The sequence below is a fragment of the Prosthecobacter sp. genome (assembly GCF_020439865.1).
Lineage (GTDB): Bacteria > Verrucomicrobiota > Verrucomicrobiia > Verrucomicrobiales > Verrucomicrobiaceae > Prosthecobacter.
In genome coordinates, this window is sequence record NZ_JAGRPF010000063.1 from 1 (window position 1) to 23,696 (window position 23,696).

Annotated in this window: 17 protein-coding genes; 12 read left to right on the forward strand and 5 right to left on the reverse strand. The window is 61.4% G+C overall.

The features are described from left to right. The 4 genes from KDL09_RS06115 to KDL09_RS06130 form a co-directional block, all read left to right on the forward strand. A partial coding sequence (locus KDL09_RS06115) for a tetratricopeptide repeat protein (RefSeq protein WP_294382745.1) occupies positions 1 to 963 on the forward strand: 963 nt, incomplete at its 5' end. Between the two features lie 21 nt (positions 964 to 984). Then, positions 985 to 2,955, forward strand: coding sequence for an SUMF1/EgtB/PvdO family nonheme iron enzyme (locus KDL09_RS06120; RefSeq protein ID WP_294382746.1), 1,971 nt, complete (start codon positions 985 to 987; stop codon positions 2,953 to 2,955). A gap of 5 nt (positions 2,956 to 2,960) precedes the next feature. After that, positions 2,961 to 3,827, forward strand: coding sequence for a hypothetical protein (locus tag KDL09_RS06125; RefSeq protein WP_294382747.1), 867 nt, complete (start codon positions 2,961 to 2,963; stop codon positions 3,825 to 3,827). Between the two features lie 65 nt (positions 3,828 to 3,892). After that, positions 3,893 to 4,822 (forward strand): alpha/beta hydrolase, encoded by a 930-nt coding sequence (locus tag KDL09_RS06130; RefSeq protein ID WP_294382749.1) that lies wholly within the window; start codon positions 3,893 to 3,895, stop codon positions 4,820 to 4,822. Positions 4,823 to 4,829: 7 nt separating this feature from the next. On the opposite strand, the gene KDL09_RS06135 is transcribed toward KDL09_RS06130, so the two are convergent. Next, a complete protein-coding gene (locus KDL09_RS06135) occupies positions 4,830 to 5,192 on the reverse strand; it encodes a hypothetical protein (protein ID WP_294382751.1) in 363 nt (120 codons plus the stop codon). Between the two features lie 45 nt (positions 5,193 to 5,237). Further along, on the reverse strand, positions 5,238 to 6,359 hold the full coding sequence (locus KDL09_RS06140) for a metallophosphoesterase (RefSeq protein ID WP_294382752.1): 1,122 nt from the start codon (positions 6,357 to 6,359) through the stop codon (positions 5,238 to 5,240). A 171-nt stretch (positions 6,360 to 6,530) separates the two neighbouring features. On the opposite strand from KDL09_RS06140, the gene KDL09_RS06145 reads away from it, so the two are divergent. The 3 genes from KDL09_RS06145 (at position 6,531) to KDL09_RS06155 (ending at position 15,373) form a co-directional block, all read left to right on the forward strand. Next, a complete protein-coding gene (locus KDL09_RS06145; RefSeq protein WP_294382754.1) occupies positions 6,531 to 12,179 on the forward strand; it encodes an autotransporter-associated beta strand repeat-containing protein in 5,649 nt (1,882 codons plus the stop codon). A gap of 75 nt (positions 12,180 to 12,254) precedes the next feature. Beyond that, on the forward strand, positions 12,255 to 14,780 hold the full coding sequence (mutS, locus tag KDL09_RS06150; protein WP_294382756.1) for a DNA mismatch repair protein MutS: 2,526 nt from the start codon (positions 12,255 to 12,257) through the stop codon (positions 14,778 to 14,780). Between the two features lie 14 nt (positions 14,781 to 14,794). Continuing rightward, the gene (locus KDL09_RS06155; protein ID WP_294382758.1) at positions 14,795 to 15,373 is read left to right on the forward strand and encodes a hypothetical protein; all 579 of its coding nucleotides are present in this window, start codon (positions 14,795 to 14,797) and stop codon (positions 15,371 to 15,373) included. Positions 15,374 to 15,403: 30 nt separating this feature from the next. Here the strand turns inward: KDL09_RS06155 and KDL09_RS06160 are convergent, their stop codons facing one another. Then, complete coding sequence (locus KDL09_RS06160) at positions 15,404 to 16,717, reverse strand: tetratricopeptide repeat protein (RefSeq protein ID WP_294382761.1); 1,314 nt, start codon at positions 16,715 to 16,717, stop codon at positions 15,404 to 15,406. A 133-nt stretch (positions 16,718 to 16,850) separates the two neighbouring features. On the opposite strand from KDL09_RS06160, the gene KDL09_RS06165 reads away from it, so the two are divergent. The 5 genes from KDL09_RS06165 to KDL09_RS06185 all read left to right on the forward strand — a co-directional run bounded on the left by KDL09_RS06165 (position 16,851) and on the right by KDL09_RS06185 (position 21,810). Then, positions 16,851 to 17,117: a hypothetical protein gene (locus KDL09_RS06165; protein WP_294382763.1), complete on the forward strand. Its 267-nt coding sequence runs from the start codon at positions 16,851 to 16,853 to the stop codon at positions 17,115 to 17,117. 144 nt (positions 17,118 to 17,261) lie between these two features. After that, the gene (locus KDL09_RS06170; RefSeq protein WP_294382764.1) at positions 17,262 to 18,485 is read left to right on the forward strand and encodes a fatty acid desaturase; all 1,224 of its coding nucleotides are present in this window, start codon (positions 17,262 to 17,264) and stop codon (positions 18,483 to 18,485) included. Between the two features lie 129 nt (positions 18,486 to 18,614). Further along, positions 18,615 to 19,055 (forward strand): DUF3592 domain-containing protein, encoded by a 441-nt coding sequence (locus KDL09_RS06175; protein WP_294382766.1) that lies wholly within the window; start codon positions 18,615 to 18,617, stop codon positions 19,053 to 19,055. 35 nt (positions 19,056 to 19,090) lie between these two features. Beyond that, the gene (locus KDL09_RS06180; RefSeq protein WP_294382768.1) at positions 19,091 to 20,260 is read left to right on the forward strand and encodes a serine hydrolase domain-containing protein; all 1,170 of its coding nucleotides are present in this window, start codon (positions 19,091 to 19,093) and stop codon (positions 20,258 to 20,260) included. 140 nt (positions 20,261 to 20,400) lie between these two features. Then, entirely contained in the window at positions 20,401 to 21,810 is a 1,410-nt protein-coding gene (locus KDL09_RS06185) for a DUF1501 domain-containing protein (protein WP_294382770.1), read from the forward strand. Positions 21,811 to 21,828: 18 nt separating this feature from the next. Here the strand turns inward: KDL09_RS06185 and KDL09_RS06190 are convergent, their stop codons facing one another. Both KDL09_RS06190 and KDL09_RS06195 read right to left on the reverse strand, forming a co-directional pair. Continuing rightward, positions 21,829 to 22,551 carry a hypothetical protein gene (locus KDL09_RS06190; protein ID WP_294382773.1) on the reverse strand — a complete coding sequence of 241 codons (723 nt, stop codon included), beginning with the start codon at positions 22,549 to 22,551 and terminating at the stop codon, positions 21,829 to 21,831. Positions 22,552 to 22,620: 69 nt separating this feature from the next. Further along, on the reverse strand, positions 22,621 to 23,589 hold the full coding sequence (locus KDL09_RS06195) for a hypothetical protein (protein WP_294382774.1): 969 nt from the start codon (positions 23,587 to 23,589) through the stop codon (positions 22,621 to 22,623). Positions 23,590 to 23,696: the final 107 nt, after the last annotated feature.

Genomic DNA, 23,696 nt, shown 5'->3' on the forward strand with positions numbered 1-23,696 from the left:
CCGATCGGTTCGTTCACCCGGACCGACGGGTCAGCTCCGCCGCCGTCTGTTCCGTCTGTTCCTCAGTCACCTCCTTCGTTTTCGGCCCCTCCGACTGTGACGACACTTGGGCCGATGGCGTCGCCGTCTCCGCCAGCTTCAGCCGCTGCTCCGACAGCGCCTGCACCGCCGCCGGTGAAACCCGATGCCACCACCGAGCTGCTGCGCGATGTGAATTATGTCGTGACCTCAGCGAAGGAAATCCGCGGCATGAGCGACATGCAGGGGGCTCTGGAACTGCTGCGGCGCGCGGACGAGTTGACACCCGACCACCCGGCGATCATCGCCGAGATGGCGCAGACCTACGAACAGATGGGCATCACGGCGAAGGCCATGGACAACTGGCGGCGCATCCAGCTGCTGGGCGAGACGAAGGCGGGCAGCTACTTCGAGCTCGCTGCACGTCGTCTGGGTTCCGGTTCCGCGGCCGTAACCGCCCCGCCTGCCATGCCCGGAGGCGACAGCGAAAAGTTCCTGCGCCTAGGCGCCTGCCAGGTGAAGCGTGATTTCTCTGTGAATGCCGGAGAGCGCTACGTGGTGCGAGTTCCCATCGCCCGTGCGGGCAATCATCCCGTCAACGGCCAGGAGATGAATCTGGAAGTATTCTTTTTTGACCGGGTCAATGGCACGAAAGTGGCGCAGACCATCGCGCCTGAACCAGTCGAAACCTGGCAGTCCGCCCCGGTGGACTGGAGCGGCACCGGCGAGGAGACGCTGGATGTCGTTTATCACCTGCCCGCACTCTCCGCCGCCGAGATCCAGCAGCATGGCCGGCGCTCCTATTACGGATACATGCTGCGCCTCTATTATAACAACAAGCTCCAGGATGTGGCCGCCGAGCCCCGCGATCTCCTGGAGTTCGGATCCGCGCCGGGCACCGCTCCTGCTGGTGTGAATCCGCTGCTCCCGCCGATGAGCCGATGATCGCACCTGACACGCCCCCGCATGACTCTTTTGTTTGTTGATTCCAACGCCGCGCTGCGCGGCGTACGCACCACCTGGCTGAGGGACAACCTTCCCGGCTACACCATCGTCGAATTTCCCGGTCCAGCCCAAGCCGCGGCATGGATCGCGAAGGCGGACTCGCTCGACATCCTCGTGACCGAAGCGATTTTTCCGACCCAGGAATCGGGATTCGCCCTGCGCGACACGGCACGAGCACGTTTCCCCCAAGTACGCGTGCTGTTCAGCACGCGTTATGACCTCACCGGATTTGAAGACCAGATCGCCGACGGTCTGGTGCTCAAGGACGGACCCTACACACCGGAAAAGCTGCTGGAACGCGTGCGCGCACTGCTGACGCGACCTGTGGAGTCCAATGAAGCGCCGCCCGTGATGGTGCCGGGCACCGTGCTCGGGAACTACCAGGTGCTGGAACGGCTCTACAACGAAAAGGAGGCCGAGACCTACCGCGCGCTTCAGGTCACCGTTCAACGTCCGGTGGCGCTGGTGCTGCTAAAACCGGAGCATCTCAAGCAGCCCGACATCGTCTCCAAGTTCAAGGAACGTGAGCGGGTGAAGGCTTCGCTGACTCATCCACGCATCGCTCCGCTGTATGAGGCGGGCGAGACAAACGGCTGGCTGTTTTACACCCGCGAGCTGCCGCGCGGCCGCAGTCTTTCCGAGCTCGAGCTGACGGACGAACGGCTGAGCGAACGCCGACTGGCCGAAGTGCTCTTCGGCGTGGCGGAGGCGATGCAGTTTGCCACCGAACGTGGATATCACCACCGCACCATCTCGCCGCGAGACATTTACATCGACGCCGAGCATCAGGCCAGCATCGTGAACTTCTTCCGCCCGCCTGTCGCCAAAAAGCGCGATGCGAAGGCCGACGTGGTGGCGTTTCTCAACCTGATGAAGCCGGTGGCCGCCGACGGCAAGGCCCGCGGGCTGCTGCAATCGCTCGCGGATGCGGGCCACGACTGGGACGGACTGCTCAACGCTCTCGACGATGTGCGTGATGACATGCGCGAGCGCAGCATCGTGCGCAAGATCGAGGCTGAGAGCCTGCCGGTGAACGTGAACGGACGTAAACCGTGGTGGGTGTGGATGGTGGTCGCCGTCATCCTGATCGTCGTCGCGGGTATTGGCGCGATGATGAACGGACTCAGCACCGCGCGGGCCACTGCCGCCGTGCTGCCGATCCAGATGGTTCACATTCCGGCAGGCACGTTCACTTATCAAAAAGACCAAAAGGTGAAGCTGCCGGAGTTCTGGATCAGCAAGAACGAAGTCACCATCGGCCAGTACGCCGAGTTTCTGCAGGCGTTGAAGAAGGTTCCGGCAGGCGAGTACGATCACCCGCTGCAGCCGAAAACGAAGACCGGCCACGAACCCCTCAAGTGGAGCCAGTACTACAACGCCGCCAAATCGGGCACCACATTCAACGGCGAGAGCATCACGCTGAACACGCCCGTCAGTCAGGTGGACTGGTGGGATGCGTATGCCTTTGCCCAATGGAAAGGCCAGCGCCTGCCCACGGAACAGGAGTGGGAGAAAGCTGCGCGCGGACCGGATGGCCGCCTCTACCCTTGGGGCATGCAGCCCAACAGCAAGGCCGCCAATCTGGGCGACGACTACAACGCCTCCCCCAAAGGCCTTGGCGGAGCAATCGACGGCTACAATCTCTGGGCGCCGATCACGCGCGACAATGGGGACGTGAGCTTCTACGGCGTATGCGACATGGCCGGCAATGTCAGCGAATGGACCGCCGGTGAGACCACTTCCGGTGAATGGCCTGCCCACCCGGATTACATCGATATCAAGGTGCCGGTCGTGCGCGGCGGGCACTTCGGACTCAAGAGCAACGACCAGCTTCTGACTGACAGACGCTTTCCAGAATCCGCAAATGAGGCTACACTGGCCCGCGGTTTTCGCACCGCCTCCAGCACTGCCCCAGCCAAATCGCAACCCTGAAGCTTATGAACCGCATTCTCCTGCTGCTGACCCTCTGCCTGTTTTCTGGCATCGCCCGCGCGCAGTACGTCACCAATCTCACCCTCGCCAAGAACCAGTTCCTGACCGGCGAGCCGGTCGTGGCGGTGGTCACCATCACCAATCGTTCGGGTGCCGACGTGGTCGTGGGCGGCCACGGCGCGCGCGACTGGCTGCACTTTGAAATCACCCAGTCCACCGGGCGCAGGCTGGCGCCGGTCACCATCGGCTCCGAGCAGGCCATCACCATGCGCGCAGGCGGCACGATGAAACACAAGGTCGAAATCTCCGGCGGCTACTCCACCGCCGATCTCGGCACCTTCAGCATGATCGCGCAGGTGCTGCATCCCATCAGCGGCCAGTTCTACGAGTCAAACAAGGCGCGCATGACCATCACCGACTCAAAGCCGAACATGTTCGACCAGCCTTTCGGTGTGCCTGAAGGCTACTCCAATGCCGGTCGCCAGCGCCGTTACCAGGTCATCCTCTTCCGCGAACTCGACGATCTGCAGCTCTACTGCCGCATCACCGACGATCGCAGCGGCGCCTACATCGCGACCTTCCTGCTCGGACCTGCCATGATGGCGGTGCAACCGCAGATCAGCATCGACGCCGCCAACAAACTGCATGTCTTCTTCCTCGCCCAGCCGCACGTCTTTTGCCATGCCGTGGTGAATCCTGACGGCAAAATCCATCAGCGCAGCTACTACCGCGACCCGGACGGCAACCGCCCCTCGCTCCTGATGACCAACGGCGGCGCCCGGGTGATCGGTGGAGAGTGGTTTGATCCCGGTGCTCCGCCACCGAAGGCCAAGCCCATGCGCAAGGCCTCTGAGCGCCCGCCGGGCCTTTGATCGGTGGCGGTCTCAGGGAGAATCGCGTGAGAAACGGACCGCCTGCGACCGTTATGCACGCCTTCATGATCATCCGACCTCTTCTTTGCCTTCTGCTGGGCATCAGCCTGGGTTCCACCCAAGCGGCAGATTCCAAACCAGCCGCCAAATCCGCCTCGACCGCCCCCAAGTGGAAGAAGCTCAACCCGCAGACGCCCGCCGGCTTCACGCTGAAGACGCTGATGGTCGAAAAGCATCCGGAGCACGATGTGGAACTCTACGTTTACGTGCCGGAGGGCGAAGGAACCTGGCCGTGCATTCTCGACATCCACGGCGGAGGCTGGAAGGCGCGCCAAGTGGAGGCCGACAAGCCGATGATGGAGCGCCTCGCGCAACGTGGCTTCGTCACGGCGCTCGTCAGCTATCGCTTGAGCACCGAGGCGAAATACCCGGCGGCAATTTACGACTGCAAGGCCGCGCTGCGCTGCCTGCGTGCACATGCGAAGGAACTGAAGATCGACCCCGACCGCATCGGCTGCATGGGCGGTTCCGCCGGCGGCCATCTCTCGGGCTTGACCGGCATGACAAGCGGACTGCCGGAGTTCGAAGGTGATGGTCCGTTCAAGGATCAGTCCAGCGCCGTGAAGGCCTGCATCGTCATGGCCGCCACGCAGGATCTCGTCGCCGCCAACACCGGGAAGAAAAATGAAGGCGCACTGCTGTTCTTCGGCGCGAATTGCGACGAGAAACCTGATCTCTACAAGTCCGCCTCACCCATCACCCACGTTCGCCCCGGAGTGCCGCCCACGATTTTCATCGAAGGAGAAAAAGACACGCTCAAAATCGGCCGTGCCGAGATGATGGAGAAGCTGAAAGCCCTCGGCATCGAAACTGCGGTGCACACGCTCAAAGACGCCCCGCATCCCTACTGGATGAGCGATCCCTGGTGCGCCGAAACGGTCGAGATCGCCGCTGCTTTCTTCAAAAAGCATCTCGGCGAGCCGGTATTGAGGTAGCCTTCGCTTACTTCCCGATCTTCGGCAGCGCCTGAACCAGCAGGCTGTAGAACTCATTCTCCTCGGGCGACTCGCCGTCGCTCTTGAGGATGTTCTTCACCACGCCGAGCACCTCTTTTTGCGCCGTCTTCGTGGTGAAGGCCTGTGCGCGTTCGTTGATGTAGTCGAACATCGCGTCGTCGCTGTCCGCCGCTTCACGGGCGCGGGCGAAGGACTCGTCAATGAACAGGCTCTTCGGATACTCCGACTCCCAGCCTTCCGCGATGAAAGCCGACTCAAGCAGCCTCTCCTCGGTCAACGAAACATGGGCATCCGCGTAGATCGACAATGTGAGCAGGTCAAACAGGGCTTCGCGTTCAGGTTGTTTCATGCACCCATTCTGACAAACCTGCCCGCCCGATCAAGCATTCACTTTTCACACCGAAAGCGTCACGTTCTGAAAGACCTCGCTGCGCGAACCCGCATGAACGGATGCTCCCACCCTTTCGCCATCGACGGTGACCACCGCGTATCCGGCGGCATCGGCATACTCGAATGCAGTCACCTGCTTTTGCTCGGTCGCATACAGCTCCCGTCTCAGATCCGCCGTCTCAGGGGAATGTTTCGGCTCCAGATTTACCTGGTCGCCATTGTAGCAGCCGATCCCGTGCAGCTCGGCCTTCGGCTTCTGATTCAACGTCGACACTACGCTGCTCACCGCGAGCTGCGTGAAGCGCTTCCCGCCCGCGAGGCGTGTCAGCGCGCTGAACTTGTGCAAGTGCCCGCCGAGCACCATCGCCTCCTGGCGACCGAGGACGTCGAGCAGCTTCGCACGCTGCGCTTTCGTCCTTTCACCGGCATACAAATGCCATGTCGCCCTCGCTCCGTATGGCACCACCGGAGGATGAATGATCACAAACAGATGCCGCGCCGTGCGCTTCGCCGCCACGGCCTCCAGCCACTCCAAACTCGCCTTGTCGTACGCGTCGAAGAAAGTGAACTGAGCCTCGCCGAACGTGACAAGATGATTCGCCTGCGTGTTTGAGGCCGCCGCATCAAGCTGCTTTGCCTCGGAAGCCATGAACGGCAGCAGAACCTCGTCGAACGCCTCCTTGGCTCCGTCACCCGTCACATCGTGATTGCCTTTCGTGAACAGAAACGGCACGCCCAGTTCCTGCTGTGCGACGAACGCCACGGCCTCGCGATTCTGCGTCACGGCCAACTCCACATTGCCGCACAGTCCCTCGACCAGATCACCCACCTGCAGCACAAACGCCGGCGGCGCGGCTGAATCACGCAGGCTCGCGATCCGCTGCTTCACTGCGGCAAACATCCCCGGCATCACTTCCGCCGTCAGCCGTGAGTAATTCTGAATCTGGCTCAAATCGCCCGCGTGATGCTCCTGCAGCCACTTCAGATCGTGATGCGCCAGGCTGTCGTAGTGCAGATCACCCAGCAGGATGAAGGAAAACGGCTTCGTGGTCTCCGCAGCGTGCGAAACAAGCCCCGGCAGCGCGGCGGCGGCGCATGTCTGCAAAAACTGACGGCGTGCGGTCATGCCGGAACAACGATTGCGGGGCTTCCAGTCCTTCGGGATTCGCACCCCCCACGAAAGTGACTGATCCGTAGTTTGACAGCCACGGGGAACTCCTCATCCTCGCCGCCCCCAAAAAAACTGAGCGGCATGCGGCCCTGTGTTGTCTCTGTCGCGCCCTTCTTGCCCGTCCCCATGATGCACCGCTTCATTTTCGCCTGTCTCCTCCTCTCGTCTCACTGCCTGGCGGCAAATGTTTACTGGGATGGCTCCAACAGCGGCGACTGGACCGACGTGGAGAACTGGACCAGCGCTCTGACCGGCGGCAGCACCCCGAGCGCAGTGCCCGGGTCTGGAGAGGTGGCAATCTTTAATGCAGACGGTTTCACCAATGCCATCACCACCCTCGGCGCGGCTCAGGCGGCACAGGGGCTGGTTTTCAACGGCAACGCCTCCACCGGAACCCTCCTGGGCACCCTGAATGATTACCTGCTGACCTTGGGCACCTCGGGCATTGATGTGCAAGGCGGCACTCAGCTCATCAATTCCAGCATCGCGGTGGGTGGCGCGCAAACCTGGAGCAACACGGGCGGCGGCACCCTGACGGTCGCAGGCGATGTGGCACTCAATGCCAATCTCACACTCGCAGGCACGGGAGACATCAGCATCACCGGTGGTGTCACCGCCACAGCCAATCGCACGCTGACCCTGTCCAACACCCTCGGCAATGTGTCGCTGGGGGCCATCAGCAACAGCGCCACCCTCACCTTTAACACGGCTGCGGGCACAAACCTGACGGTGAACGGTGTCATTTCAGGCGCCTCCATTCACAAGGACGGCACCGGAACGCTGACCTTGAACGGAGCGAACAGCTTCACCGGCAATCTGCGCATCCTCGACGGCACGGTGAAGGTGAATGCATCCAACACCGCCGCCGCCCAGCTTATTTTCGGTCTCGCTTCCGGCGCGGCGGGCGTCAACGGCTTCGGCACGCTCACGCTGGACACCAATTCCGCGGTCGTCTACCGCGTCAACTCCACCACCTATGTCCATCCCACCAGCGACGGGGCGCTCATCAATTCGGGCGGCGGCGGCTCTTTCACACCTGTGATCGGCCTGTTTGGCGACCGCACCTTCATCGTGAATGAAACTTCCGCGGCCAATGACCTGACCGTCGAAGTGGGCATCGCCAACGGGGACGCGAGCAACCGCGGCATCATCAAGCAGTCCGTCGGCACCATGGTCATGCGTGGAGCCAACAGCTACACGGGCACCACGACTGTGGACCGCGGGATGCTGGTGCTGGATTACAGCATGAACAACAGCAACAGCCGCCTCAGCGACAGCGCCGTGACCAACCTGCGTGGCGGCATCTTGGAACTGTGGGGCAACGCGTCTGCGGCCAGTGCCGAGACCATCGGATCTCTCGCCATCGTCCGGGCAAACAGCACTTTTTCCATCGTCAGCAACGGACAGACCGTCTCCGTGACGCTCGCCAGCGGTTTGTCCCGGAGCATCGGGAACGGCGTGGTGGATTTTTCTTCCAATGACTGGTCCAAAACGGTGATCACCTCCACAGGAGGCGCCGCCAACGGCAGCACCGGCATCCTCGGCGGATGGGCCACGGTGGATGGCGAACGCTGGGCGGCGAAAAACGGCAGCAACGAGATCGTGGCCGTCGGCACTGTCCTCAACGACCTGTCGCAGTGGACGTCCGCCAGTCATGTGGTGGTGGACGGCACCGCCTCCGGAACACTCGGCACAGGCGAAATCGCGAGCCTCATTCTCGACGCCCCGGCAGGCGGCACGGTGACGATCAATAACGCCACGAGCGTCCTCACACTCGGAGCCGGCGCCATTCTCGTCAGTGACAACGTGACCGGGGACACCACCATCAGCGGCGGACAGTTGATGCTGAAACAGGCCATCGGCGGGCAGGCGAGTGAAATGATCATCACCAATCTTTCCACCGGAACCCTGACCATCTCCGCCAACCTCGGCTCCAACAACACCCCGCAGAGCCTGCAGGCGCAGCAACTCACGTTTGCCGGACCGGGATGGATTCTCCTCACTGGAACCAACAATCTCGGAGGTCACAACAGCACCGGCAGCAGCAACCAGACGAGCCAGGTCAACATCCAGGGCCTCGTGCGTGTCAGCGGCGGCAACGCCATCACCGACTACGGAACCCTCGTCATCTCAAGCGGTGCCGCCATGGTGGATGGCGCAGTTTTGGACCTCAACGGCGGCAGCGAGGGCGTCGGCAACCTCTCCGGTGGCGGGGGCGGCGACAACACCTACGCCGAGTTCGGCCGCGGAGAAATTCGCCTCGGCACAGGCGGTGTGCTGACGGTCAATCAGACCGGCAGCAGCACGCTCTCTGCACGCATCACCGGTACCAACGCGCAGCTCATCAAAAAAGGGAGCGGCACACTCACCACCACCACGAACGTCGAGCATACCATGAGCGGCGAACTCACCGTGCTGGGCGGACTGGTCGATTTGACAGGAGCAAACGCCGGCTTCACCTCCATCACCACGATCCGCCTGCGCGGAGGTCAGTTGCGATCCGAGCAGAACAGCACCTCCGCCAGCATCAACAAGATCAACAACAGCGCCGCGATCATTCTCGAAGGCACCACCGGAGACGGCTACCGCGTCACCAGCAATCAGAACGGCACGCGCACCGAAACCGCCGCCAGCCTCAGCCTCGCAGGCGGTGCCAACACGCTCACTCTGGACAACACCGCGGCGACCACGACGGCTGCGCTGACGACGATGGCTTTTGGTGGAACCACATCCTTCAGTCGTTCGAATGGCTCCACCATGCTGGTACGCGGTCCGAACCTTGGCGGCACTCCCAGCGGCTCCACCGATGCCACGCGCGTCACCTTCACCACCGCCACCGCCATCAACAGCTACCAGACCGGCACCAGCACCACCGCCGGAGCGACTAATCTGAAAATCCTCGCCTTTGCCATCGGCGAAAACAGCCCCACGGGCGTGGGCAACACCTTCCTGACGGTGGACAGCACAGTGGGCAACAGCCTACGCACCCTGACCGACCTCGAGTATGCGAGCGACTATGCCGCGGCCGCCAGCGACGCCAACCTCAGCCTCAGCGCCACAGCCTCATCTCTCGCCTCCAAGACATTGAACTCCCTGCGCATCGTCAGCAGCGGCGGTTCGGTGGATCTGACCGGTGACGTGAGCAGCACGCTCATGCTCACCAGTGGCGGACTCCTCGTCACCGCCGGAGCCACGGACAATGACGTGACGATCAGCGGCTTCGACTCCATTCAGGCCGGCACCTCGGGGGCAAGTGATGACGAACTTGTCATTCACATCACTTCCTCAAACGCCGCTGCCTCCGGAGCCACTCTCACACTGCAATCTGCCGTCATCGACAACGGCGGTGCCACCAGCCTCACGAAGACCGGCGCAGGCACGCTGATCCTCGGCGGCACCAACTCCTACACCGGCGCGACCACGATCAACCAGGGCATCCTCGAGTTCGGCGCCACTGGCAATCTCGGCAGCGGCATGATCCGTCTCAGCGACGGCACGCTGCGCTGGGGCACGGGCAACACCACCGACATCACCGCGGGCAGTCGTGCAGTGGAACTGCTTGGCGCGTCGGTTTACATCACCCCAAATTTTGGCGGTCATATCCTCGGGATTGGAAGTGTCTTTGACGTGGGTGCGAATAACGTGACGCTCGCCAACGCGGTCGGCAACAACGGCTACGGCGGCCTGACCAAGACTGGTGCCGGCACCCTGACCCTCAGCGCCGCACCGACCTACACCGGAGCAACCGTCGTCAATCAGGGCGCCCTGAACTTTCAGACCATCGCAGCGAACACCACCGAGGCGCTTTACCTCATTCAGACCGCCGGTATGACCAGCGGCACGATTTCGTCCACGGTTCAAAGCGGCCTGAATCTGCAGTCCCTCGTGGTCGGCGGGGTTTACAACAGCGGCCCGAATGTCACTGCCACGCTCACCGTCCTTGGCGGTGCCGTGAACATCGGCGACGGCGGCGGAGATGACTTCATCCTCATCGGCTACCGCGATCCCACGGCCACCCAGGCCACGACGGGAAACACCGCCGGCACGGTCAATTTCTCCGGCGCGAGTTCCGTGACCATCAACGTGAACCAGATCCAGATGGGCATCTACAACGGCGCCGTCCCCAGCCCAAACAGCCTGCGCTCCACCGGCAGCCTGACGTTGTCCAACGGCACCAACGTGATCACCGCGACCTCCATTCTCATGGGCAGTTCGCCCTCGGCGGTGGTAAACACCGGTGCTTCCTCCACCCTGAACCTCGGCACCGGTTCCACCACGATCAATGTGGACACCTTCGTCATCGGCGGCAGCCGCTCCAAGGCAGACGTGACCATCGGTTCCGGCGGCTCCTTCACCCTGCGCGGTCAGCAGGCCGGCACTACAGGGGCGAATTTGTTCATCGGCGACAACGACATCGCGGGCACCGGCACCCCCAATGTCTCGTCCCTGAATCTCACCGGAGCGTCGAGCGTGGACATGCGGCTGAACCTGCTCGTGCTGGGTCGGCTCGGCCAGAACACCAGCGTCAACGGCTACGGTCGCGGCACCCTGACCTATGCCGTGGGCAGTGTCATCGTCGACACCATCCGCATGGCCGACGCCAACTACACCAGCGCCGGAACCACGCCGGAGAACACCCAGGGCACCATCACGCAGTCCGGCACGGCATCCATGCGCTTCCGTGACCTCAGCCAGGGCAGCGGTACCGCCACCTACAACTGGCAGGGCGGCACCATCGGCAACATCTCCGGTGCTGATCTCACGAATCAAAACGTCACCGTCACCCTCAACGGCTCGCCTTCGGCCACGGATACCACGGCGCGCACCTTCGACGTCGAAACCGGCCGCAGCGCCACCTTCGAAGCCGACGCGGAGATCGCAGGCACCGGCTCCTTCACCAAGGAAGGCAGCGGAGAGCTCATCTTCAAAGGCGTCAACACCAACACCGGCAACGTCCGCGTGTCCGCCGGCACCCTCTCCTTGGAGGCTAATGGCAGCATGGATGACGCCGCCTGGGTCAATGTGGAAGCCGGGGCCACGTTTGACATCAGCCAGCACACCGACGCCGCCTACACCAGCGACGCCGTCATCTCGGGGAACGGCACCATCGGCGGAACCGGGGCCTTCTTCGTGGTCGGCAGCAATGTCGGATCCACGAACACCGACGGCGTCCTGAAGCCCGGCTCCTCGAGCGTCGTCACCGGTCTGGCTTCTGCGTCCACGGTCGGCGATCAAACCGGCACCCTGACCGTGCTGGGTGACCTCACGCTGGCCGGCGGCGGCGCCCGCGTGGATCGCGCCCTGCTTCAAGTCGGCACGACGACAAACAACGCCTCCTCCACCTTCTTCACCAACTACGGCGGCGACACCGTTACGTGGGTCGATCACATCAGCACGGACTTCAGCAGCTTCCTCACGGGCAACGACGGCGGCCATGACCTCATCGCCACTTCCGGTTCGCTTACCCTCAACGCCAACGGCGGTATCACGGTGGCCACCACTGGCGGCTACACCGGCGTCTTTGGCGATGTGTTCAATCTCCTCGACTGGTCCTCCCTCTCCACTCTCACGCTCAACGGCTTCACCATCGGCAACCGTTTCCGCGACGGCACAGAGACCGGACTCGACCTGCTCCTTCCCACCCTCGGCACCGGCCTCGTTTGGGACACCAGCATGTTTGAGTCTCAGGGCGTGCTCGTTGTCGTCCCCGAACCGACCCGTGCCCTCCTGCTGCTCGTCGGCGCTTTCCCCATGATCTGGCGCAGGCGCCGTTAAAAACAGCGGCCGGGTGCCGCGGCATGCGAAGAAGTCTTGACCGTCGCCCCCTTGGCGGCAAAGCCTTGACGCTCCATGTCCGACGCCAAGACCACTCCCATGATGAAGCAGTATCTCGCCATCCGGCGCGAGGTGCCGGAGGACGTGCTGCTCTTCTACCGTCTCGGCGATTTCTATGAGCTGTTCTTCGAGGACGCGAAGGTCGCCTCGCCCATCCTGAACGTGGCGCTGACGAAACGCAACGCGGTGCCGATGTGCGGCGTGCCGCATCATTCGTCGCAGGGTTACATCGCGAAGCTCATCAAGGCCGGCAAGCGCGTTGCCATCGCCGAGCAGACGACGGATCCGGTGCCGGGGAAGATCGTGGAGCGCGCGGTGTCGCAGATCCTCAGCGCGGGCACGATCAACGATCTCAATCTCCTCGACTCGAACCGCCCGAACTACCTCGCCGCCGTGTTTCGCGATGGGAAAAAATTCGGCCTCGCCTACGTCGATCACACGACGGGCGAATTCGAAGTCGCCGAATTCAAGGACACCACCGAGCTCGCGGACGAGCTCGAGCGCCTGCAGGCCAGCGAGATTCTCTTCAGCGACGATCAGCGCGAGCTCATCGACGCCCTCGGCGCTCCGGCGTGTGCGCAATCGACGGAGAGCTACCTCTTCCTGCTCGATCAGGCGCAGCACAGCCTCACGCAGCATTTCAAAGTGCAGTCGCTCGACGGATTCGGCTGCACCGGCATGAGCGCCGCGATCTGCGCCGCCGGCGCGATTCTGCAATACCTGCAGTTCCAGCTCCGCCGCAGTGTCGAGCACATCCAGCGCCTGCGCGTCGGGCAGACGAACGACGTCGTGCTCATCGACGCTGCGAGCCAGAGCCACCTCGAACTCGTCAGCGCCCGCGGTGGCAATGCGCACACGCTGTTGAGCGCGCTCGACCGCACCTGCACGCCGATGGGTGCACGAAAGCTGCGCCACTGGGTGCTGCATCCGCTGCGCGATCTCGACACACTCACGCAGCGCCAGGACATGATCGCGTCGCTGCTCGACGAACCGATCCTACTCGGCCAAATCCACACGCTGCTCAAAGAAGTGCGCGACCTGGAGCGCACGAGCTCACGCCTCAGCCAGGGCAACGGCAATGGCCGCGATTTGCAGGCGCTTGCGGTTTCGTTGGAGGTGGTGCCTGCGCTCAAAACGCTTCTGTCCGAGCAGTCCGAGCCCGAAGACGAATCAAACACCGACGAACTTCGTCACGCGCTCACCCGTCGTCTTCACGACCTCACCGCGCTCTCTTCCGAGATCCAACGCGCCATCGTCGATGAACCGCCGATGCAGATCAAAGAAGGCGGCGTGTTTCGCGAGGGCTGGCTGCCGGAGCTCGACGAACTCCGCGCCGCCTCCACACTCGGCCGGCAGTGGATCGCGGATTTGCAGGCGCGGGAGATCGAGCGCACGGGCATCAAGAGCCTCAAGATCAAATACAACGCCGTCTTCGGCTACTTCATCGAGATCACGAAGGCGAACGTCGGCAGCGTGCCCGCCGACTACCACCGCAAGCAGACCACCGTCAACGGCGAGCGCTACATCACCGACGAGTTGAAGCGCATGGAGGACAAGATCCTCGGCAGCGAGGAGCGCAGCAAGGCGCTCGAATACGAGCAGTTCATCGAGCTGCGCGGCCGCGTGCTTCAGCACCTCGCGCAGATCCAGGAGACCGCGGAGACCATCGCCGTGCTCGATTCACTCGGCTCGCTCGCCGAGACCGCGCGGCTTTTCAATTACACGCGCCCCGTGCTCAATGAGACGCGAAATCTCTTCATCCGCGACGGCCGCCATCCCGTGCTCGATCAGAATCTCACGAGCGGCGAGCGCTTCGTGCCGAATGACATCACGCTGGAGCCCGAGGAAAGCCGCCTCATCCTCATCACCGGCCCGAACATGGCCGGTAAGAGCACGTATTTGCGCATGACCGCGCTGCTCACACTCATGGCGCAGATTGGCAGCTTCCTGCCCGTCGCCAGCGCGGAGATCGGCCTCGTCGATCGCATCTTCACGCGCATCGGTGCCAGCGACGACATCGCACGCGGCCAGAGCACCTTCATGGTCGAGATGAACGAGACCGCGCTCATCCTCAACAACGCCACCGAGCGCAGCCTCGTCATCCTCGACGAGATCGGCCGCGGCACGAGCACCTTCGACGGCCTCAGCATCGCGTGGAGCGTCGCGGAGCATCTGCATGACAAGGTCGGCGCGCGCACGCTCTTCGCCACGCACTACCACGAGATCACCGCACTCGCGCAAAGCCGAACGGCCGTGAAAAATTACAACGTCGCCGTGAAGGAGTGGAATCATCAGATCATCTTCCTCCACAAGATCCTTCCCGGCTCCGCCGAAAAAAGCTACGGCATCCAGGTCGCGCGTCTCGCCGGCCTCCCCGAAAACGTCATCGACCGCGCCAAGGAAGTCCTCCAACAACTCGAATCCGGCCACCAGCCTGCCGAAAGCGTCAAAGAAGTTCCCGTGGCGACCAGCGTGCCCGCGAAGACGCGGAAGAAAGCCGTCAGCGATGAGGACGCGGGGCAGATGAGCTTGTTTGGGTGACAAACAGCGACGTTATGCACTCACAAGACGAAGACTCCGATTTGGTCGCACATTTGGAATACTTTTCGGATCGACTGCTTCGTGTTTTCTCCCACTTTTTCTTTGTGATCGAATTTCAAAACGACAAAGATTTTCACCATCCCAGTTCGATCGCGGATTCTAGGTCTTTAATGCTGACGGTAATGGGTGATGCATGTCTCAACGAAACCTTGATGGCCCTTCGTGACCTCAACGATTTTCTGATTCCCCGCGAATGTCCTAGTCGGAAGAACAAAGGAGGCGTCAAAGCCAAGGACTCTGACTTGCTGGCTTCGGACTTCGGCTACTCTGAAAACAAGACATTCTTGAGCTCCGAACGCACAGATATCAATCAACTGATTGCGCACACCACAAAACGTGGCCCCGAGGTTTACACGTATCAGTGGGATGTTTGGGAGCTGACATCAAAATGTATCGCGCAGTGCTCGTCGTTCTTGCAATGGGTCGAGCAACGATACCCCACGAATTTTTTGATCTTCACGGCAGCATTCAATTGCCGGATTACGACTCAGAAAATATATCAAGCCCTAGACGCTCAAAGACAGAAAAGATGAGTCCTAGTTTGCGGTCGTTTCGAGACCTGCCTAGACGGGAGACTCGCGACACAGTTTTTGTGCCTCGGCTATTTGGCTTGCGAGCATCTTATTCTCCAATTCGTCCCTCAATCTGCCAGCATTTGCTTGTCCTTTTGCTGCGGCTAGGTTCAGCCATTTGTAGGCCAAAACCAAGTCTTTAGGGACGCCGGTTCCCAATTTGTAGCAGAGTCCAAGGTTAAATTGCCCTGTTTCGTCGCCTTGTTCAGCAGCCTTACGATACCATACTGCGGCTTGGCGGCTGTCTTGCGAGACTCCTTCACCACGATCATAACAGACACCCAAATTGTTTTGCGCGCCCGAATGGCCTGCTTGGGCGGCTAACAGGTACCAGTTTGCAGCCGCTTTTAGATCGTGCTGAACCCCATCTCCTTGAGCATATTGTTGGGCAAGGTCGAATTGATCATCTGGCTCAAGTTCATCTCCTATATTGAGCCACTCCAACAAGCCGTCGTTTAACGCACGGGCGAACGCATTGATGCTGGACAACGAAACAAGGTGGTCTTTTGCGTCTCGCTCTCCAGCAGCAGCTGCTGCGTGATACATGCCTGCGGCCGCCTTCAAGTCTTGCGATATACCCCTGCCCTTTTCGTAGCAGACTCCCAAAAGCATTTGAGCTTTTGGATTTCCTTGGTCAGCCGCCAGTAAGTACCATTTAGTCGCCTCTTGGTCATCAATCCGAACTCCTTTGCCAGTAGCGTAGCAAACGCCGAGACACAACTGGGCTGTTGGATGTCCCCCATCAGCAGCTTGACGGTACCAAAAAGCGGCTTCTTCCAGATCAGGATCCACTCCCCAGCCATTTGCGTAGCACTCGCCGAGGTAGAACTTTGCCTCAGTTTGGCCCTGATCCGCGGCCATCCGGAACCATCTTGCTGCCTCCACGAAATCCTGGCGAATTCCGTCACCTCGAAAGTAGGCTAATGCACATGCTAAATCATTATCCGCGTAGTGCACTCCCCTGACTCCTTCCTGTTCCGCACGTATTTCGGCTCGAATAGCTTTGTCGATTTCAGCACGGCTTCTTAGAACCTGCTGCTTCGACTGAAACGCGTCCATTTCGTCACGCGTGGCAGCGTTACCAGCGAGTACCGGCAGACCACATCGTGAGGCTAGCTCATTCACAATTTGGCTAGGATCACCATCAAGTTCCACGTATGGAGTGCGATGAATGCCAAGTTCATCTTGTCGGACCTCGGTAGCAACAACGCGACCGCAGGCGAGGCGGTCGATGGCGAGCCCGATAATTCCGTTTGCGCTTATATATGCGGCAAGGCGGCTTACTGGTACTTGGTCAAGCGTCATGCTTCTAGTCGGGTTGCTGGGAGTTTTTTCGTTGATGAAATGTAAGAACGCAAGCGGAGCTAGCTGGCAAGGCACCTCGTCCACATGTCCGCAACATCGTGTTGGCTGTTCCGTTCTGACAGCCCTCACAACCATGCGCACGCTCCTCCTTCCCTTCGTCGTCTCATCGCTCGCCTTCGCGGACACCCCGAAGCTGCCCGGCATTGGCGAGGCGATGGAAAAGATGATCGCGCAGCATGAAGTCGCCGGTGTGGTCACGGTGGTGGCAAACAAGGACGGGCTGCTGCATCTCGAGGCGAACGGCATGGCGGACATTGGAAAGCAGAAGCCGATGAGCGTGGATGCGATGGGCTGGATCGCGTCGCTGCCCCAGCCCAAGGCGCCCGGGACAAAGCAGTGAATTCGGACTGCCTCTGTCGCGCCTGATCAGCCCACACCTGGCCGGTCCGAAAGGATGGCGTCATGCAGGACAGGATTCGCCGTGTTTTGAGTCTTGAACCCCGGAACCAGAAGCCGTTAGAATCACCGGCACACCAGAAACTGCATGAATGCCGAGACAACGTCTTCGACCCGGCTCCTGGACCCTCCCAGGTTGCGTGAATGGTCGCAGGTGCGCCCGTGGGCAGGACTAGTGCACCTGTTTTTGGAGTACGTGTGTGTCGCCCTTGTGGCGGGAGCGGCGATTGAGTTTCATCTCCTGCGTGGCGCATGGGGCCTCGGCCCGTTCTGGGAGGTCGGGGTCATTCTGGTGGCGGCCTTCTTGGTCGGCTGCCTGCAGCACCGGATCGGACTGATCGGCCATGAGGCCTCCCATGGCCTGCTGGTGCCCGACCGTTTCTGGAACGACCGGCTGGCCAATCTGCTGATTTTCTATCCGTTGTTTTCGAGCATCAGCATGTACCGGAAGCGGCATCTGTCCCATCACCTGCACCCGAATGACCCGGAGCATGATTTAAACCTGTCGGGAGGCAAGCTGGAGCGCATCTGGGCGAGGTTTCCTATGTCGAAGGAGCGGTTTACGCATCAATTCTTTCTCAAGTTTTTCTGGCCTCCCTTTGTGCTGAGGAACCTTCTGGACCTGTTCTCGGTGCTGGCCGTGGAAAACAAAAACTCCGCGGCGAATCGTGGTGCCGCAGTCGCAAGACCGGGCCGGCTTGGAGCCGTGTATTTTGTGGTGGTTGCACTCATCCTCGTGGTGGCCTGCTGGCAAGGATCGGCCTCGTGGGGAGCCGTGAGCCTGTGCTACATGCTAGCTTTGATGGTTTGGGCCGTCCTGCCGTCCGAATCCTTTCCTAACGCAGGACGTTTTGCAGGCAGTTCAAAGACGGCAGCGCTGTTGCGGCTGAGTTTTTCCACTCTGCTGATACTGGGCTTGGGCTGGCTGGCTCAGCGGTTCGGTGGCTGGGTGATCTGGGCGTATTGCCTGCTGTGGGTGTTTCCGCTCGTGTACGTGTTTCCCTATCTCATGCTGCTGCGGGAGATCTACCAGCATGCAAACGCCGGGACAGGCGCGATCGACAACTCACGCATTCTGCATGTGGATCCGTTCACGCGCTGGGCATTGCTGGGTTATGGCAACGACCTGCATGTGATTCATCATCTCTATCCCAACATTCCGCACGACCGGCTGGCGGAGGTGCATGAAACCCTGATGCGTGAGTCCGGCGCCTACCGGGAAAACGTCCAGCAAACCTACGGCGTGATGCGTTCATCCGAGACGGAGCAAAGCCTGCTGGACAGTTTTTCGGTCAAGCGCGTCGAGAAGTGAATCCACAAGCGTGTCGCCCTGCGGCTGCAACGGGAGACATCGGGACGATCCGCTGGCTGTTAAAGCTGTTCAATGGAGATTGACGACGCTCCGCGCATCGGTTTGTCAATCCACCCCTCCTCACCTCCCATGTGGCAGCAACAAACCAAAATCATTCTGATCATCAGCTTCCTGCTCGGCGTGGGCGGCTGGGTGACGCACTTCGGTTGGACTCGTGTTCAGGACGATCAAAGGCTCGTCCAAAACTCGGCGGAGACGCAAGGACGTGTCGTCAGCAGTGCCGCGCGTCCGCTTTCCAAAGGCGGGCAGTCTTTAACCGTGGTGGTGGAGTATGCGCCCGCAGGTCATGCGGCGATCACGAAGGAGTTCGATGTGGACAGCGGCGACTACAAGGCCGCCCAGGCCACCGGCAATGTCACGGTGACCTACGTGCCCGAGGATCCAGAGATCAGCCGCGTGACGAAGTTTGCAATCATGCCCTATCAGATCCTCATCGGCTTCGGCGGCGTGATGCTGATGGCCGGACTGTTCTGCCTCGTGCATGCGGTGAAGACGAGAACGAAGAAGTGACCCCCACCGGTCGTTTCGTTCGACCTTACACAACCATGCGCACGCTCCTCCTTCCCTTCGTCGTCTCATCGCTCGCTTTCGCGGACACCCCGAAACTGCCCGGCATTGGCGAGGCGATGCAGGAGATGATCGCGCAGCATGAAATCGCCGGAGCGGTCACGGTGGTGGCGAACAAGGACGGGCTGCTGCATCTCGAGGCGAACGGCATGGCGGACATCGAGAAGCAGACGCCGATGAGCGTGGATGCGATGGGCTGGATTGCGTCGATGACGAAGCCGATCACCGGCGCGGCGATCATGATGCTGCAGGTCGAGGGGAAACTGAACATCGCGGACCCGGTGTCGAAGTTCATCCCCGAGTTCGCGGCGCTGAAGACGCCCTCCGGCAAGCCGGCAAATCTCACGATCACGCAGGTGCTCACGCATACCTCGGGGCTTGGCGAAGCGAAGGGGCCAAAGGCTGACGAAGCGCACACGCTGGCCGATCTGGTGCCGATCTGGCTCGCAACGCCGATGCAGTTCGAGCCGGGCGCGCAATGGAAGTACTGCCAGTCCGGCATCAACGCCGCGGCGCGCATTGTCGAGGTGATCAGCGGCATGACCTTCGACGAATTTTTGCAGAAGCGGCTCTTCGATCCGCTCCGCATGACGAACACGACCTTTTATCCCACCGATGCGCAGTGGGCGCAGGTGGCCACGGGTTACGCGAAGAACAAGGACACCGGCAAACTCGAGGCCGTGCCGCCGCGCGGTGACTTCGGCAAGCGCGGCCGTCCGCCGCAGGGCAATGGCGGCCTGTATTCCTGCGCGATGGATTACACGCGCTTCTGCCGCATGCTGCTCAACGGCGGCACGCTCGACGGCCAGCGCATTCTCACACCTGAGGCGGTGAAGATTCTCTCCTCCGTGCACACCGGCGATCTGCCGTGCGGCTTTTTCCAGAAGGAGGAGTTCGGCAATCACGGCAAGAACTACGGCTGGGGCATCGGCGTCTGCGTGTTGAAGGAGCCGCATGCCGGCCTCGCGGAAATGCTCTCGCCCGGCAGCTTCGGCCACGGCGGCGCATGGGGCACGCAGGCATGGATCGATCCAGCGAAGGACGTCATTTATGTGTTGATGGTTCAGCGCGCGAATTTCCCGAACAGCGACGCCAGCCCGGTGCGCGAGGCGTTTCAAAAGGCTGCTGCGAAGGCGCTGGCGAAGTGATGCCTCTGCAACTTCGCGGGCTTTGATGCCGGCGATGAGAAATCCCGGCGGGTGAGGCCGTACTTCTCCGGCCTCGGAATCTGTGCGGGGCATGCCGCCTGCGGTGGCATCGTGTTGTTCATCTCCAACAGCCACTGTTTATGAATCTCCTCCCGAGTTCGCGACGCAGGTTTCTGCAAGCCGGTGGCATCGGCGCTCTGAACCTCGCCATTCCGGGGCTGGTCGTCGGGAAGGACAAACTGGACGCCTCGGGCAAGGCGGTGGCCTCGAAGAAGCGCTGCATCTTTCTGCTGCTGTGCGGCGGCCCGAGCCAGATTGACACGTGGGATTTGAAACCCGACGCGCCGTCGGAGATCCGCGGCCCTTACAAACCCATCCGCACCAAGGTGCCGGGCATGCACCTGAGCGAACTGCATCCGATGCTCGCGAAGGTGACCGATCACTTCTGCCTCATCCGCTCGATGACGCATCCGGGGCCGATCAGCAATCACTTCGACGCGATGCACAACCTGCTCAGCGGTCAGTTGATCGAGCGCGTGAAGCAGGGCGAGCCCGACGGCCTGCCGTATCTCGGCTCCGTGGTGGCGAAGCATCTGCCGAGCGAGGACAACCTCGTCTCCAACGCCTGGATCATCAAATGCGTGGGCCAGCCGGTCTTTTGCGCGCCGAACATCGGCTCCGGCGGCTACCTCGGTTCCGCGCATGCGCCGGTGTTCATCGGCTCCGCGGACAACCATCCGGCGATGCCGAATTTCAAACCACCGGAGATCTATGACATGGGAGATCCCGCACGCTTATGGGAACGACGCAAGCTGCTGGCCGAGATGGAGTCGAAGTTCCTCGCCGACAGTCCGCTCGGCCAGGACTGGAACGATCTGCGCGAGAAAGCCTACGACTCGATGACACGTGCGGAAGGCCGCGAGGCGTTTGATTTGACGAAGGAACCCGTGGCCGTGCGCGAGCGATACGGCATGCATCCGCTTGGTCAGAACCTTCTCCTCGCGCGGCGCATGGTGGAGGCGGGCGTGCGTTTCATTACTGTGAATGGATGGGTTGGCGCCGCGCCGGACGAAAAAGGCGGCGGGCCGCCCAGCTCGAGCTGGGACATGCACGGCGGCAACATGGGCATGGGCAACGCCTTCGGCACCGGCTCCTATGGCATGAACTTCTGTCTGCCACGACTCGACCAGGCGCTCTCCGCTCTCCTGACCGATCTCAAGCAGCGCGGTCTGCTCGATGACACGCTCGTGGTCGCCGTCGGTGAATTCGGCCGCACGCCGATCATCCTGACGAAAGGGCCGCCCGGACGCCAGCACTGGCCGAAATGCTTCTCCGCCATCGTCGCCGGCTGCGGCATTCACGGCGGTGCGGTGTACGGCGAGTCCGACAAAACCGCCTCCGCTCCGATCAGCGATCCCGTCACCGTCCAGGATCTGCACGCCACCGTGCTGCATGCCATGGGCGTGCCGCTCAACGACCTCGGCATGAACACCGGCCTGTCACGCCCGCCCTTTTCCACCGGCAAGCCGGTGCTGGGATTGTTCAGTTAGTCAGCCGCGAGGACAATCTTACCGCCGCTGCAGCGAACGGTCCACGAGACCCTCGTAGATCTTCCGCCGCTCATCGAGGCCGAGGCCTTGATTGCGATAGCCAAACATAGTGCGATTGATCTCCTCGCGCTGCGAGGTGCTGAGGCGCGAAAGCTTGGCCACCATCTCTGGCGGCGGTTCCTTCGGATAACCATCTGCATTGAAGCCCTTCTTGTAATCGACCGCGGCGCTTTTCGCTTCGTCGATCTGGGCGTTGCTCAGCGGCGGAGTGCTTCCACCGGAACTGCCGCCGACCCCGGAACCGCCTTTGCCCGATTTGGCCAGGTAGGCCTTCTTGGGCGGCTCCTGATAGCGAATGGAAACGACTTCGCCCCCGGGAACCTGGATCCGCGCTGACCACGTCTTGATCTCCGCAGCATTTCCTCCGACGCCGACGAGCTGCCATCCTCGGAAGTTGGCCGTTTTGGAGACCACATGGGACTCCATGGTCTTCGTGTCGAGCAGCGTGGCAACGACATCGTTGTCGATGTGCGCGATGCCCGTGAGGATCATCGAATCCGAAAAGCCCAGCGAGCGGGTGAACGGGGAGTTTGAGAGCAGCGCGTCAAAGTCCTCGTCCTTCAATGGTTGCGGGATCGCGCCATCATCGTCCGACGACGGCGCCTGCGGAGTCACATCTGAGCCGCGCAACGTCACGACGCCGCACAAGCCCATGAGAAGAACGGCGCGCGCCCAGCTCATGGTCCTCCTCCCAGCAAAACGCGGCAGCCGACTCATGCAGCCAAATACGGCGGCTGCGCGGCAGAACCATCACCGCAGCTTCTGAAACTCCGACCAGCCTTCCCAGGCGATGCGCTGGAGGTCGGCGCGGTCTTTGTCGGAAAACTGGCGCGTGATGGGATTGCCGTCGCGGTCCTTGGTCTTGTCGTTTCGTTCGCCTTCAAAGGAACGTGTGTCGGTGATGGAGTTGACCGGCAGTCCGACGGGGCTTTTCTCAAAGAGCGCGGCATAAAGCGTGCAGGCGGTGAGATAGGCCATGGTCTGGTTCAAATGCGCATCATTGACGAAGCGCAGCGTCAGATCCGGCCGCTCGGTCTGGCAGCGCTGCGCCACGAGCGCCATCGGTGCAACGGACGCCTCGATCTTATTCGCCACTGCGGCAATGGCACGCTCCTTTGCGAGAACAGGTGCCGCATCAGGTGCGGCGGTCAGTGGTTTGTCGTTCTGCGTCGTGGGCGTGGTCTCATACAGGATCACGCGCGCGCCCTGAGCTTTGATGAGTTCAGCAAATTTCGGCGCATACTCGGCATACAGGGTGGGATCGCCTTCGATGTCGTCGCGATAGGACTGAAGCACGACGATGTCCCAAGGCTGACGGTTGGCTTCGATTTTTGGCAACAGCGCTCGATGACGCTCGAGGGCGCTCGGCGCGTATTTGTCCTTGGGATTGGCTGCGACGTCTTTCTCCAACGCGGCGATGGTGGCCTTCTCCTCGACCTCGGTGAGCGTCGATTGCTTCACGATGTTTTGCGTTCCCAGCCGCCAGTGATCCTTCAGCGTGCGACCACCATAGATGACATCCGTGCGGTTGAAGGTGAGCCCCGGATTGCCCGCCTCCGCCATCTCCTTGACCACGGTGGAGAGATTGTGCCTGGCAGTGAAACTGTTGCCGATGAAGAGCACGTTCAGCGTCTTCTTTTCGCCTTCGGCACCAACGGCCATGGAGAACGAGGCAAGAACAAGGGCGAAGAAGGCGGATCGATGGAGGAGGCGTGTCATGGTCGGATGGAGTGAAGAGCGGTCCAAGAGAACGACTCATCACTCTTTGTCTCTCAGTTCATTCGCCCGAGGCACCCGCACAGGAGTGCCGGACTTTCTTCGGAAGA

What these genes read in the sequence shown, in the direction of transcription:
- KDL09_RS06180 (WP_294382768.1), top strand. Translation starts at nt 19,091, where the DNA reads ATGCGCACGCTCCTCCTTCCCTTCGTCGTCTCATCGCTCGCTTTCGCG.
- KDL09_RS06175 (WP_294382766.1), top strand. Translation starts at nt 18,615, where the DNA reads ATGTGGCAGCAACAAACCAAAATCATTCTGATCATCAGCTTCCTGCTC.
- mutS (WP_294382756.1), top strand. Translation starts at nt 12,255, where the DNA reads ATGTCCGACGCCAAGACCACTCCCATGATGAAGCAGTATCTCGCCATC.
- KDL09_RS06165 (WP_294382763.1), top strand. Translation starts at nt 16,851, where the DNA reads ATGCGCACGCTCCTCCTTCCCTTCGTCGTCTCATCGCTCGCCTTCGCG.
- KDL09_RS06120 (WP_294382746.1), top strand. Translation starts at nt 985, where the DNA reads ATGACTCTTTTGTTTGTTGATTCCAACGCCGCGCTGCGCGGCGTACGC.
- KDL09_RS06125 (WP_294382747.1), top strand. Translation starts at nt 2,961, where the DNA reads ATGAACCGCATTCTCCTGCTGCTGACCCTCTGCCTGTTTTCTGGCATC.
- KDL09_RS06190 (WP_294382773.1), bottom strand. Translation starts at nt 22,551, where the DNA reads ATGAGCTGGGCGCGCGCCGTTCTTCTCATGGGCTTGTGCGGCGTCGTG.
- KDL09_RS06195 (WP_294382774.1), bottom strand. Translation starts at nt 23,589, where the DNA reads ATGACACGCCTCCTCCATCGATCCGCCTTCTTCGCCCTTGTTCTTGCC.
- KDL09_RS06135 (WP_294382751.1), bottom strand. Translation starts at nt 5,192, where the DNA reads ATGAAACAACCTGAACGCGAAGCCCTGTTTGACCTGCTCACATTGTCG.
- KDL09_RS06185 (WP_294382770.1), top strand. Translation starts at nt 20,401, where the DNA reads ATGAATCTCCTCCCGAGTTCGCGACGCAGGTTTCTGCAAGCCGGTGGC.
- KDL09_RS06130 (WP_294382749.1), top strand. Translation starts at nt 3,893, where the DNA reads ATGATCATCCGACCTCTTCTTTGCCTTCTGCTGGGCATCAGCCTGGGT.
- KDL09_RS06140 (WP_294382752.1), bottom strand. Translation starts at nt 6,359, where the DNA reads ATGACCGCACGCCGTCAGTTTTTGCAGACATGCGCCGCCGCCGCGCTG.
- KDL09_RS06160 (WP_294382761.1), bottom strand. Translation starts at nt 16,717, where the DNA reads ATGACGCTTGACCAAGTACCAGTAAGCCGCCTTGCCGCATATATAAGC.
- KDL09_RS06155 (WP_294382758.1), top strand. Translation starts at nt 14,795, where the DNA reads ATGCACTCACAAGACGAAGACTCCGATTTGGTCGCACATTTGGAATAC.
- KDL09_RS06170 (WP_294382764.1), top strand. Translation starts at nt 17,262, where the DNA reads ATGAATGCCGAGACAACGTCTTCGACCCGGCTCCTGGACCCTCCCAGG.
- KDL09_RS06145 (WP_294382754.1), top strand. Translation starts at nt 6,531, where the DNA reads ATGATGCACCGCTTCATTTTCGCCTGTCTCCTCCTCTCGTCTCACTGC.